Origin of the sequence: Echinicola soli (genome assembly GCF_006575665.1) — a bacterium.
Taxonomy (GTDB): domain Bacteria; phylum Bacteroidota; class Bacteroidia; order Cytophagales; family Cyclobacteriaceae; genus Echinicola; species Echinicola soli.
In genome coordinates this window covers 129,877-143,347 of sequence record NZ_CP041253.1, presented here as the reverse complement: position 1 = coordinate 143,347, position 13,471 = coordinate 129,877, and the positions used below count along the sequence as shown (strand labels likewise).

The 13,471-nt window shown below is 44.0% G+C and carries 11 protein-coding genes; 7 read left to right on the top strand and 4 right to left on the bottom strand.

Annotated elements, in window-relative coordinates; genetic code table 11:
• Positions 1-4: 4 nt before the first annotated feature.
• The 3 genes from FKX85_RS00685 to FKX85_RS00675 are packed head-to-tail and all read left to right on the top strand — an operon-like array spanning position 5 to position 2,173.
• Positions 5-556, top strand: coding sequence for a DUF1599 domain-containing protein (locus tag FKX85_RS00685; protein ID WP_141612918.1), 552 nt, complete (start codon positions 5-7; stop codon positions 554-556).
• On the top strand, positions 549-1,640 hold the full coding sequence (locus FKX85_RS00680; RefSeq protein ID WP_141612917.1) for a BT_3928 family protein: 1,092 nt from the start codon (positions 549-551) through the stop codon (positions 1,638-1,640). The genes FKX85_RS00685 and FKX85_RS00680 overlap by 8 nt, the downstream gene beginning before the upstream one ends.
• Positions 1,640-2,173 (top strand): shikimate kinase, encoded by a 534-nt coding sequence (locus tag FKX85_RS00675; protein ID WP_141612916.1) that lies wholly within the window; start codon positions 1,640-1,642, stop codon positions 2,171-2,173. Before FKX85_RS00680 ends, FKX85_RS00675 begins: the two co-directional genes overlap by 1 nt.
• Positions 2,174-2,793: 620 nt before the next feature.
• On the opposite strand, the gene FKX85_RS00670 is transcribed toward FKX85_RS00675, so the two are convergent.
• A complete protein-coding gene (locus FKX85_RS00670; RefSeq protein ID WP_229239725.1) occupies positions 2,794-4,296 on the bottom strand; it encodes an OmpP1/FadL family transporter in 1,503 nt (500 codons plus the stop codon).
• Between the two features lie 113 nt (positions 4,297-4,409).
• Complete coding sequence (locus tag FKX85_RS00665) at positions 4,410-5,699, bottom strand: hypothetical protein (RefSeq protein WP_141612915.1); 1,290 nt, start codon at positions 5,697-5,699, stop codon at positions 4,410-4,412.
• A gap of 132 nt (positions 5,700-5,831) precedes the next feature.
• Here FKX85_RS00665 and proS point away from each other — a divergent pair, with 132 nt between their 5' ends.
• The 3 genes from proS to floA all read left to right on the top strand — a co-directional run bounded on the left by proS (position 5,832) and on the right by floA (position 9,121).
• Positions 5,832-7,313 carry a proline--tRNA ligase gene (gene proS / locus FKX85_RS00660; RefSeq protein WP_141612914.1) on the top strand — a complete coding sequence of 494 codons (1,482 nt, stop codon included), beginning with the start codon at positions 5,832-5,834 and terminating at the stop codon, positions 7,311-7,313.
• Positions 7,314-7,648: 335 nt separating this feature from the next.
• Positions 7,649-8,107, top strand: coding sequence for an NfeD family protein (locus FKX85_RS00655; protein WP_141612913.1), 459 nt, complete (start codon positions 7,649-7,651; stop codon positions 8,105-8,107).
• A 6-nt stretch (positions 8,108-8,113) separates the two neighbouring features.
• Positions 8,114-9,121 carry a flotillin-like protein FloA gene (gene floA / locus FKX85_RS00650; protein WP_141612912.1) on the top strand — a complete coding sequence of 336 codons (1,008 nt, stop codon included), beginning with the start codon at positions 8,114-8,116 and terminating at the stop codon, positions 9,119-9,121.
• Positions 9,122-9,416: 295 nt separating this feature from the next.
• On the opposite strand, the gene FKX85_RS00645 is transcribed toward floA, so the two are convergent.
• Positions 9,417-10,985 (bottom strand): WG repeat-containing protein, encoded by a 1,569-nt coding sequence (locus tag FKX85_RS00645; RefSeq protein ID WP_141612911.1) that lies wholly within the window; start codon positions 10,983-10,985, stop codon positions 9,417-9,419.
• Between the two features lie 155 nt (positions 10,986-11,140).
• Positions 11,141-12,412: a glutamyl-tRNA reductase gene (hemA, locus tag FKX85_RS00640; RefSeq protein ID WP_141612910.1), complete on the bottom strand. Its 1,272-nt coding sequence runs from the start codon at positions 12,410-12,412 to the stop codon at positions 11,141-11,143.
• A gap of 281 nt (positions 12,413-12,693) precedes the next feature.
• On the opposite strand from hemA, the gene FKX85_RS00635 reads away from it, so the two are divergent.
• The gene (locus FKX85_RS00635) at positions 12,694-13,392 is read left to right on the top strand and encodes a ComEA family DNA-binding protein (RefSeq protein WP_141612909.1); all 699 of its coding nucleotides are present in this window, start codon (positions 12,694-12,696) and stop codon (positions 13,390-13,392) included.
• Positions 13,393-13,471 lie beyond the last annotated feature (79 nt).

Below are 13,471 nucleotides of genomic sequence, written 5' to 3'. Positions count from 1 at the left end.
TGCTTTGAAAACGCAAACTGTTAGCGAATATAATCAAGTTATTACCCTTTGTAAAGAACTTTTTAAGAAGAAAACCGTCGATTATGGGACGGCGTGGAGAGTGTTGCGCTTATCGTCCATTACCGATCAGATTTTTATCAAAGCCCAGCGCATCCGTTCTATCCAAGATAAAGGAACCCAGCGGGTACAGGATCCGGTGCAGGATGAATTTATAGGTATTGTCAATTATTGCCTGATCGCCTTGATCCAATTGGATTTAATAAATGATGAGCGGTTGGAATTAGGGTATGAAGAGCTGGAACCGCTATATGAAAAGTGGGTGGACGCTACAAGGGGACTGCTGGAAAATAAAAACCATGATTATGGGGAAGCGTGGCGTGATATGCGTGTGTCTTCGATGACTGATATCATTTTGATGAAACTGTACCGCGTAAAGCAAATAGAGGACAACAGCGGCAAAACCCTTGCTTCGGAAGGTGTGGATGCCAATTACCAGGACATGATCAATTATGCCATATTTTGTCTCATCAAGTTAAACGAACAAGAGCATGCTTAAAAAAATCATATTGACCCTGTTCAGGTTTTTGGTTGGGGGGCTGTTTATTTTTTCAGGCCTGATCAAAGTCAACGACCCGGTGGGGACTTCCATTAAGCTTGAAGAATACTTCGAAGTGTTTTCAAATGATATTGCCTCATTCTTTGAGGTGTTTAAACCATTCTCGCTTGAGCTATCGGTTTTTCTGATCGTCTTAGAGGTGGCTTTGGGCATTATGTTGCTTTTAAATTACAAGCGGAATCTTACGGTAAGCCTATTACTGGTACTGATCCTGTTTTTTACGTTTCTGACCTTTTATTCGGCTTACTTTAACAAGGTGACCGATTGTGGGTGTTTTGGTGATGCCATTAAGCTTACTCCTTGGCAGAGTTTTTATAAGGATATTGTCTTGGTGGTGATGATCGGTGTGTTGTTTGTTCTGCGAAAAGATCTACCTGACAATACCTCAAAGGTCACTTCTGTGTTGGTAGGGGGGAGTGCAGTGGTATGCCTCATTTTATCCGTGTTGGCGATTCGTAATTTGCCTTTCATTGATTTTAGGGCTTATAAGGAAGGGGTGGATATCACCGAGGCCATGCAGCCATCAGGGGTGCTGGAGTATCGCTATATTATGAAAAAGGATGGAGAGGAAATCGTGATGGATGAATACCCTACCGATGAGCGTTATGAATTTGTGGACATGCAGCTGAAGAACCCAGATGCGCTGCCCAAGATAGCCGATTTTGGAGTATGGAACGATGAGGGCGATTTTACGGAAGCGATTTTGGAAGGGGACAAATTGTTGATTGTGATCAGCAGTTATGATAAGATGGATGCCAAAAAGCTAGGTAACTTGGATGATATCATGGATGTCGAAGGGGTGGAAACGGTGATTGTCACTGCGACGGCGGCAGATGAAATAGAACAGGTGATGGCGGTACAAGGTTGGGAGGTTCCTTATTATTTTGGTGATGCCACTGTGCTAAAGACCATTATACGCTCCAATCCGGGGATAGTGCTGCTGAAAGATGGTACTGTGCTGAAAAAATATCATATTAACAATGCTCCCGACCTGGAGGAAGTGAAAAATAGTTACCGTTATTAATGAATAATTCCGCAAAGATCGTTTTGATAGGGATGCCCGGGAGTGGGAAATCCACCTTGGGCAAAGCTGTCGCAAGACAGTTGGATTTTGATTTTTATGATCTGGATGAGGAGATCGTAAAGGAGGAAGGTAAGAGCATTCCCGATATTTTTATGGACGAAGGAGAGGGGTATTTTCGCCGTCTGGAAACCAAGATGATCGAAAAGTTTCTGAATAGGGATTCTTCTTTTCTGCTTTCGACAGGTGGTGGGGCTCCTTGTTTCAACGAAAATATGGAGCTGATCAACCAGCGCGGGATTTCCGTCTTCCTGAATGTGAGCATCGAGCAACTGCTTCTGCGGCTCACGGAGAATGAGGCGGATAAGCGGCCGATGTTTAGGGGGATGGACACCTCTGCGATCAGACTAAAGCTACAAGACCTTTTGGCGGACAGGGAGATGTATTATGAGCAGGCAAAAATAATGCTCAGCGGAGATGATATTTCCACTGAGCATCTGATATCTGAATTGATGAGTTTTTTTAGAAGTTTTTAATGTATTGAAGGATTTTTCTACCTTATTTTTCTGGTTCTATATGATTTACTATGGGTAAACTGAGCGCTAGTGGGCTATGGAGATCGAAGCATCGCGTGGACGGATGAATTTGGGTGCCCATGCTCCTGATGCAGTCGATAATGATATATGTTTTCCTTGCCCATGGCCAGTACCTACGGCACTGTTAGGATGCTGTATCCAATTTCTGTTACCAAGCTAATGCTCCTAACGGAGCATCCCTGCTTACACTTCTGTCAGCTACAAATAGTGAGAAGGGAGTCCTGGCCAATGCCACTAGGCATTTAAGCCTGGTTAAATCAGGTTGCCTCCAGGGGGCTTTGTGCGGTAGGAACAAAACTATTCCCCTGATCTATCCGCACAAGTGGGACAGTCCCGTGGATAATTTACCCACAGTATTCCATATAGAACCAAATCAAGACGAATTAAAGCAAACAGAAAAGTGGCTAAACAAATTAATAAAGCACAATAATGAAATGAAAATATGCCACCAAGGATGTTTTTATGCATTTTGCCGGGAATTGGCATTGGAGGCGATAAAAAATAATGCTCAGCGGAGATGATATTTCCACTGAGCATCTGATATCTGAATTGATTTTTTTTTAGAAGTTAAATCCGAGCGTGAGGAGGCCTTGCGTGTTAGAATTGTCGATAGTGGTCAGCTCGGCACCTGGATAGGAGGTATAAAATGAGTCAAATTGACTATGCACGATGCCCAAATCCACGTACATATTTGCCAGTTTTACCCCTGCTCCTCCAGTAAATTGGGTTTTTGAGCGGTCTAATGCTGAGTCTTTATATGGATCGCCATATAGAGCGGTACCGGCCCTTAATCTGAACATATTGATACGCCATTCACCACCTATGCGATAGTTTAAGACATTGCCCAGTGTATTGTCTATGTTTTCATTGGCAGCATCCAACCTGTAGTCCGATGAGGAGAGGTTCATGGATGAATAGTTCAGATAGTCTACATCGGCTGTAATAAAGCCGTTTTTGTTGATAAAGAATGCCACACCACCGCTCAGCTTCATTGGAGTGGTGAGGTTTATCGAGGACATATAAATGTCACTAAAGGCTTCATCTTCGGATTCAGGATTACCATTAAGATCATAAAATTCGGCAAAGATATCTGAGTCGAATTCTTCATCATATCGAGCCCAAGTAGGTGAACTGAAGGATGCTCCGATATTGATTTGATCGATAGGTTTGTATATCACCCCTAGGTTTAAATTGACTCCGGCTCCACTGTGGTAAAGGTTTTCTGCCAAAGAATAATATAACGAGTTGTTGCCATCCTGATCTATGAATTCTTCATTGAAAACCTTACGGGACGTATAATTTATAGAGGTTATTCCCAATGATCCTCCAATAAATAGTTTGTTTTTGTAATTTCCACCATACGCAAAGGTGATTTGGCTGAGATTACCTTCGTTTTCAATCAACTCATCTTGAAAGGGAGCAATTGGGTTATCGTAGTTTGGTGATCCGTCATCATTAGGGTTGTAGGTAAAATCAGAAGGATAGAACGTCCCTCCATCATTGACTACCAGTCCGACATCCAGTGGAAGGCCGGCTGGATCCCCGATAGCTGGATCTCCATACCTGTTGTAATCACTAGCATAGTAATCAAGTAATGAAGTAGGGCTACCAATGGTGGAAAAATAACCAAAGGTATTATTGAAGTTGCTAATCCTATTGAAACTAATACCAAAGGAATGTCCTCTCCAAGCATCTTGGTTCAATGGATCCTTTACTTTTGCCATGACAATACTGATATTGGGCAGTGCAAAGTTTCCTGTATTGTCCTCTTGAGGTTGATCCATAAAGGAAGAGGTAGACTTCCAATTTCCATAGGAGGGCGTAAAGCTGAATTCAGATTTTCTGAAAAAGCCAAGACCTGCTGGGTTTCCTGATATGTTGGAAACATCACCGCCAATGGCAAATTGGCTTCTGCCGATTCCCATTATTCTTGCAGAGCCGGTAGCATTATATTGGCTATACCTTAAGGCATCTTCGAGGGTTTGGCCTAATGTGGGTGTAATGGAGATTCCTCCCAAAAGCAAGGAGATTCCCAAAATAATAGTTGTTTTAGTACTTTTCATATTTCTTTAATAATATGATTCCATTCAGCCATGCAGATAGCTGTGCAATGTTTTGCTAATAAGGTTCTGATTACATAACGGTGATAGTGGAAAAAATGGTAAAAAAAGGGGGATTAATTTCCCCCTCTTCTTGATCCTCCAGAACTGCGGCTTGCGCCTCCTGAGCTCCTGGATGACGAGGAGCCGCTGCTGTAGCTTCTACTACTGCTGCTACTTCTGGAAGGTGTATAACTGCTGTTTGATCTAGTTCTACTTGGTGTAGAGTATGTTCTGCTGCTTGAAGAGCTTCTGCTTCTGGTATTATAAGAAGGAGAGGTGCTCCTTGAAGGAGTAGAATAGCTTGATCGTAATCTATTAGTGCTTGATGGACGAGTTGAAACTTCCCTTCTGTTGCTTGATGAACGAGGGGTATAAGCACTTCTTGATCTTTCTGAACTGCTAGGCCGGGTCATGACCGCTGAATTCGTAGCTCTTCTGCTTGAAGATGCGGACGTTACACGACTTCTGCCGTTCATATAGTCGTTTTCAGACCTGCTGAAGTCACTTCTGGACCTGTTGCCGTCCACTCTGCTCACAGCACTTCTGCGAGCCACTGCGCGGGAAGTACCAGGCTCCGAAGCACTTCTTCTGGTTACTCTGGTGGGAGAGGCACTGCCCCTGCTTGTTCTCGCTGCTCTGACGATCTGACGGCTTTCTCCACTATATATGTTGTTTACGATGATTGGGCGTCCATAATAGCCGCCATAGTAACCGCCGTATCCACCATAAGCATAGCGAGGTCCCCAGAAAGGATCGTAGAATGGACTGTAAGGTCGGTATCCCCAGCCGCCCATGCCGAATCCGATCCCAAAACCAATGGACATGTTAAAGCCTGGTCTAAACCCGTATCCGGGACCCCAGAAGGGGTCATAGAATCCCATGCCAAAACCTGGGTACATGCCCCAAGGGCCGTACATCATGTTCATGGACATATAAGGCATCCAAGAGTTTCTGCTACTGGAACCGCTCGGGTCATTGTATCCGTAGAAATTATTATAAACATTTACATTGCCCTCAGCATCTGTGGTAGTGCTTTGGGTAGATGTATTGTCATCAAAATACACGATATCATCATCAGGTACCGTATCATTTTGGACCTGATATTTGGCGACATATTCCGGATTGACATTTTTAGCAGAAAAACTCTCTTGTTGGTACTGATTTGTTGCACTTACCTGATTGTAATTATCAAAACTTTCAGGCGTATTGTTGGTTACAGCATTGGAAGTAACCACTGCATCATCAGATGCCATAAAGTAGAGGTCATCTGTTTCTCCCTGCATCGCACTATAGCTACTGCTACAGGAAACTAATCCTACTGCAGCCAGGAGGGCAAGATAACGATATGAGGTATTTTTCTTCATAATTATTTAGTTTACAACTCGTAACACTATATACGTGCTCATGGGAGGAGGGTTATATTTTTTTAAATTATATTTGCTCCCCAAAATAGGGACGAAAGTTAAAGAGTTTTTCGAAAACAACAAATTTTACTCATGAGCAAAGGACTGCCTAAAAGAAGTGAGGACTACTCACAGTGGTACAATGAATTGGTAAAAAGGGCTGACCTGGCGGAAAATTCCGCCGTTAGAGGATGCATGGTGATCAAGCCTTATGGCTATTCCATTTGGGAAAAAATGCAGCAGCAGCTGGATAAGATGTTTAAGGACACAGGGCATAGCAATGCTTATTTCCCCTTGTTCATTCCAAAATCTTATTTGTCCAAGGAAGCCAGCCACGTGGAGGGATTTGCGAAAGAATGCGCTGTGGTGACCCACTATCGCTTAAAGAATGATGAAGGGGGCAAAGGGGTGATCGTGGACCCTGAGGCTAAACTTGAAGAGGAACTGATCGTGCGGCCTACCTCGGAGACGGTAATCTGGAGCACTTATCGTAATTGGATCCAGTCTTACCGGGACTTGCCGCTGAAAGTAAACCAATGGGCAAATGTCGTTAGGTGGGAGATGCGGACCAGGTTGTTTCTGCGAACAGCGGAATTTTTGTGGCAAGAGGGCCATACCGCTCATGCCACCCGTGAAGAAGCCATAGAGGAGACTGAGTTGATGATGAATATCTATGCCCAGTTTGCGGAAGAATATATGGGGATGCCGGTGGTAAAGGGTATTAAAACTGCCAGCGAGCGTTTTGCCGGAGCAGTGGAGACGTATTGTATCGAAGCACTGATGCAAGACGGGAAGGCACTGCAGGCGGGTACATCCCATTTTCTGGGACAAAACTTTGCCAATGCTTTTGATGTGAAATTTGCCACCAAAGAAGGAGGGCTGGAGCACGTTTGGGGCACCTCTTGGGGCGTAAGTACGCGTTTGATGGGCGCATTGATCATGGCGCATTCCGATGATAATGGATTGGTACTTCCGCCTAAGCTGGCGCCTATCCAAGTAGTCATTGTGCCGATATTCAGAAGTGAGGAAGAATTGCAGGCGGTAGAGGAAAAGGCCCATGAAATCATGGATAAGTTGAAGCCTTTGGGCATATCCGTGCATTTTGACCATCGTGATACGCATAAGCCAGGATGGAAATTTGCTGAGTATGAGCTGAAAGGGGTTCCCCTGAGAATTGCCATGGGGCCAAGGGACCTCGCCAATAATACCATAGAGATCGCCAGAAGGGATACCCTTTCCAAAGAAATGGTCAATCTTGCGGAGGTGGAGATTGGTACCTATATCACCGAAAAGCTGGAAGAGATCCAGGCGACCATTTACCAAAAGGCATTGCAATTCCGACAAGAGAACACCACATCGGTAGATACCTGGGAGGAATTCCAAAAAGTACTTGATGGTAAGGGCGGATTTGTTTCTGCACACTGGGATGGTACTCCAGAGACGGAGGAAAAAATCAAGGAGCAGACCAAGGCCACGATACGCTGCATTCCTTTGGACCAGGTGAAAGAAGATGGTAAATGTGTGCTGACCGGCAATCCTTCCGTCGGAAGGGTATTGTTTGCGAAGGCTTATTGATTAGTAACAAGTATCAAGTAATGAGATAAGAGTAGTGATACTTGAGACAAATTCCTCCCCGCCGCGGCGGGGAGGTCAGGTGGGATAGATTGGAGCAATGACAAAGACAGGTTACACTGTGCTGAATTTACAGTTCGGAACAACAAAGCAGTTGTGATTTGTCATCTCGAAACATGGACAGTACCAGGAAATATTGGGATGGCCGGAATTTGGCAAAGCACGAGTTGCTATTGTTAAGTTTCGGCCTTCTTGATTTTTATATGGAGATTTAAAAGGAGGGATTTCCTAAATCCAAAAAATCTCTCTAATTTGAGCAGAACAATTAACAACGAACCATGACTTGGGCGCTTATTCTTGGATTATTGGTGCTAGGGTTGATCCTTATCCTTCTGGAAGTGATTTTTGTTCCAGGAACCACCGTAGTGGGGATTTTGGGATTGGCCTTTAGTGCATTTGGTGTTTATCTTGCTTTTGTAAATTATGATTCATCGACAGCCCTTTGGGTGCTTGGCCTTACGGCAATTGCCAATGTTGGGGTGATTTTTTACGGTTTCAAGTCCGGCGTATGGAAGCGGTTTTCACTGAAGGATACCATCTCAAGCCGTACCTATGATGATCGTTTGGAAGGCCTGCAAGTAGGGCTGAGAGGGAAAACGATCTCCGATATCAAGCCTTATGGCAAAGCGGAATTTGGCGATACCATATATGAGGTAAAGTCCAATTCAGGCTTTATCCCAACAGGTCAGGAAGTCGAAATCCAGCAACTTGAATACAACAGAATTATCATTAAATAAGAAACTATGGAAATAGCTAACTCGGCAATTATTTTAATTGCAGCTTTTGGAGGACTGATTTTACTGTTCATCTTCCTTTATTTTGTACCGGTAAACCTGTGGATCACCGCTATTTTTGCCAATGTGAAAGTAGGGATTGGCGAGCTGATCGGGATGAGGATACGAAAAGTCCCGCCCAGCGTTATCGTCAATTCACTGATCACAGCCACTAAAGCAGGACTTGACCTGACCACTAATGAATTGGAAACACATTACTTGGCAGGGGGGAATGTCCCCAATGTGATCAGGGCTCTGATTTCTGCCGATAAAGCCAATATAACCTTGACCTTTAAACAAGCAACGGCGATTGACCTGGCCGGAAGGGATGTGTTTGAGGCAGTGCAGATCTCTGTAAACCCCAAAGTGATCAATACTCCCAATGTGGCGGCCGTAGCGGCGGACGGTATCCAGCTGATCGCCAAAGCCAGGGTGACGGTTCGTGCCAATATCGCCCAATTGGTAGGTGGTTCTGGTGAAGACACCATTTTGGCAAGGGTAGGAGAAGGGATTGTGACTTCCATTGGTTCGGCGGCTACGCACAAGAGCGTGTTGGAAAATCCAGATAAAATCTCCAAACTGGTACTACAGCGTGGACTGGATGCAGGAACGGCGTTTGAAATATTGTCGATTGACATTGCCGATATTGATGTGGGGACGAACATCGGTGCTAAACTCCAGATCGACCAAGCGTCTGCTGATCTAAAAGTGGCAGAAGCAAAGGCCGAGGAAAGAAGGGCCATGGCCGTGGCACTTGAGCAGGAAATGAAAGCACGTAATGTGGAAATGAGGGCCAAAGTAATCGAAGCAGAGGCAGAAGTGCCCAAGGCTTTGGCAGAGGCCTTCAGGTCTGGAAACCTCGGTGTAATGGATTATTACAGAATGGAAAATATTAAGTCCGATACGGACATGAGGGATTCCATCGCCAAGCCTGACGAAGGCAAGGGCAATGACAAGTCCAAAGGAGATAAAAAATAGATTGATCTATTATTAGACCTTGGTTAAATAAAATCGGTCATCAAGATTCAGTGATATACTGAATACTGATGACCGATTATTTTTTTCAACCACGCATTATTCATTGGGATCCCAACTACAGTCGGGAAGGGTTTTAAATAGCAAAGAATCAGGAAATTTTATGATTGACTGCATCCGCCGCGGCGGATGATGAACCTGTCTGCCGGCCAGGTAGAACCATAAAACTTAGTGTAAGGACTGATTCAAAGCTATTTAAGACCGTAATAGATTTTCTACTGCATAGTGCGGGTTCAGCTTATCCTCTTTTCTTTTTCTTTTTTCCTTTTTCGTCCTCTTCCGTGACAATAGGTTTATAGAGGTCTTCAGCAAGTATTTTTTGGGCGCTGTTGTCAATAATGATGTCTTGGTAATAGACAGGTAGCAGCGCTTCTCCGGCTTCATTGATGATGCCAAACCGTCCGTTTCTTTGTACAATGATCCGGTCATAGCCTTCTCTTCTCACAGATTGGAAAGTAGGGCTGATGATTTCTTTCCCATTAGGATCGATCATTCCAAACATGCCTTCGTTTTCGGTAATATAATAATGGTCGTCTGATCGAGCAATGTGTTGGTAGAATGAAGAGAGTACTTCCTTTCCATTGCGGTCGATCAGGTTAGCTTTTCCACCTTTTTTGACGATAGCCAGCCCATTGTGAAATTCATCGGCTTCATCGTATTGTGGAGTGATAACCATGCTCCCATGCTTGTCAATATAGCCCCAGGCTCCTGCTGATTTTACAGCGGCCAGCCCTTCTGAAAACCGTCCTGTTCCTTCAAATGTATTTGGGATCACCCATTTTCCTGCCCGGTTTACATATCCGTAGAATCTGCCGTGTAAGGCTCCGTAACGTTCTTCCTTACCGGGGAGAATGGACGTGACGCTGTCTGCGGGGACGACCTGCCAGACTCCTTTGCTGTCCAAAAGGCCTACCTTGCCATTTTTAAAGTAAACATTATAATGGTCTGCGTCAATTCGGTTTACGTCTGCCATGCCCATGATATCCAGCAATATGCCGTCATTTTTCATGATCCTTCTGAGCCGTCCATGGATGTATTCCAGGATGACATCGTTTTCCAAGGCGATTTTATGATAGCTACTGTACTTGATTTCGGCATCATCTTCAGTGGCCTTGATGAGCATATATTGATTTTCATTATAGCCGAAGAAGAATTCTTTTTCGAGGTGCATCAGCGTATCCAAAATAGGCTCCAGGATATAATCGCCGTGCCTATTGATTAATCCGTATCCACTGGTTTCATGGGAAAGGATAGCCCCGTTTGATGAGGATTCTAAATGTTGGTAAATGCGCTGAGGGTTATCAGAGAGCGGTAATTGGTAGCCTGCAGGTACTCTGGCGATGATCTGTCCGTTTTTGGCGATTTCAGCTTCCTGGAAGGAACCCAGGGATTTCAGGATTTTGGTGCCAATATCGTAATGATAGAAGATGTTCCCCTTTTTGCCAAGCAGCTCGTTGTATCGGGTGTCAATATGGTCGTATTGTGGCTTCATGATCTGCTCGCCATATTCATGGTAAGCCCCTAGCTTTCCGTCTTTTTCTACCAATATCCAAGGACTTAAGTACTGGTAAATCGATGATCCTTCCAGCTCCAGAAATGGTTCGTAGTTACGATTGAGGAGCTTGATTTGTTGGTCTTTGTCACTTACCCGAATGGATTCGCTCAATAGAAAAATATGGTCATTGTTGATTTTTTGGATGAGCTCCAGTTGTGGATTGTAGACTTCATACATCTGGGCCTGCGTGAAGTCAATGGATACTAAAAACAAACAAAGGGCAATGGCCCATTTACCGATTACTGTTGACATTGAAGTAGCGTTTTGATTTTGCCACTAAAGTAAGTCGAAAGCAAATGTTTATCAAAAAATACCTCATAAACAAAGAGAAACATCTGCAACAAATTTGATGTAAAATCCGCTCCAGATGTTTTAAAATAGTCGCCTCTTTACTTTAATGCTCGAATTTAAGAATGCTTGGAGTTTTCTTTTTCCAAGTCAAAAAGATCCGAAATAATTCCGATCATTTCTTCTGCCTGATCTTTTTTACAGGCTGCTTTTAATTGTACCACCGGCACTTTGATGATTTTTTGCATCATGCTCTTGGTGATTTTATCGATGACAGCATATTCCTCTTCGCTGGCGTTTTTCATATACCGCTCCAGTTCTTCGGTGCGGATCTGTTCCAGGGCGTTCTTGAGCTTGTTGATGGTCGGTGATACCATCATTTCTTTCTTCCAGTTGTAAAACTCATCAATGCTCTCACTGATGATGGCTTCTACTTGTGGAACTGCGGCAAGTCTTCTCTCCAGTGCTTCAGTGGTCTTGCTCTGGATATTGTCTACGTTATAGAGTAGTACGCCAGGGACATCTTCCACAGTAGTCTCGATGCTGCGGGGTACAGACATGTCCACGAAAAGTTTATAACTTTTTATATCAAATGCCTTGACCAAGTCTTTTGTAATGAATGGCTGTGAAGATGAAATGGAAGAAACCACCACATCTGCCTCCTGCATGGCGCTGTGGACTTCCTCGAAGGGGATCACTTTGCATCCTAGTTCTGCCCCCATCTGGACAGCTTTTTCATGCGTTCTATTGGTGATGGTTACCACTGCATGAGGAATGTAGACCATGTTTTTGGCCACGTCTTCACCTATTTCACCAAGTCCCACGAGCAATATTCTGGGATTGATGGTGTTTGAAGTGATTTCCTCGATCAGTTCCACAGCTGCATACGAAACGGATGCGGCACCATCCCTAAAGGCTGTTTCTTGCACCACTCGCTTGTTGGTAAAGAAAATGGTGTGCATCAATCGGTGAAGGAAAGGCCCGGCCATTTCCATATCCGCAGATGCTTGATAAGCCCTTTTTACTTGATTGGAGATTTGCATGTCACCGACCACCTGGGCTTCCAGCCCCATGGAGACCTTGAAAAGGTGCTCTATGGCTTTTTTGTCATCATGGATGATGGTGAAATACTCTAGGTAGGAGATCACATTGTGCAGCCCTTTTTCAGTACCAATGAGTTTGATGATCTCGGTACTAAGATCCAGTTCATGAGCATAATACACCTCTGTCCTATTGCAGGTAGACAAGATCAAAGTGTCTTTCACATTGAAAAACTCCTTCAATTTTATCAAGAGAGATTGTATGGCCTTGTCGTCCAATGCTATAATCTCCCTGATTTCTACAGGGGCATTTTTATAGGAAAGACTTATGGCGCTAAACTGATGCTGCATTATTGGTACTTTTATATGTTGCAAATTTATTACAGAAACTCCACGAAATGAATTATTTCCACAAGCTCTTCTTAATTTAAAATCTATCTAAATAGTGGGCTGGGTATTTTTTTGCCTTTATACACTGCAATAATGACAAAACTTTGGAAATAATTCCAATATGTTTATTTTATGATGGATAGAAGGAATCTATGAGGGGGCAAGTGAAGGGGCAAGCTGCTATATGTTGTTAATATCGGTGTTGACTTTTTGTAGGGTACACTGGTGGAGTATTGGAGATTATGAAAAAGAAACTACACTATTTTTTAAGGGAGTATTTTGGTTTCACAAAACGGGAGTCCAATGGTTTTTTATTGGTGGTTCCTGTTTTGGTGGTCTTGGCCTTTGTCCCAAAGGGAGTGAAGTGGTACCAAAGTAAGGCGGCGATGGAGCAATATCAACAATACCTCGCAAGGACGGACAGTTTGCTGGCGGTAATGGAAGATGATTCTTCAGCTGGAGGATTTGTCCGGGTGGCCAACAGGCAGGTGAGGAAAGATACGGGAAGGTGGGAGGAATACCAAAGCAAAAAGCCGACGTTGAACAAAATGGATTTTGCCGAGGCTGATTCAGTGGTCTTGCAGGTAGTGCCGGGGATTGGCCCTGCACTTGCGGCTAGAATTGTGAAGTTTCGGGAGAGCTTGGGAGGACTTCACCGACAAGAGCAATTGTTGGATGTTTATGGCCTAAAAGTAGCAGTGGCCAAAAGGGTGTTTGAGTATTTTACCTTTACGCCTTCCATAGGTCATCACCTTTCCCTGAATGCTGCGGGGACGAAGGATTTGGCGGCGCATCCCTATATCCGCTATGGTGAGGCCAAGGTAATTGTGGCTTACCGTGACCAGCATGGAGAATACCAGCAAATAGAAGATTTGCTCAACATAAAGATCCTTTCCAAAGATTGGCTGGAAAGGGTTAAGCCATGTCTTCAATTGGATTAGTGGAGAGTAAACTCGTGTAAAGGTCTAATTACCAGTATAATATTGGTCAGTTCGTCTGGTTTTCAGGGCTATCGCCTGT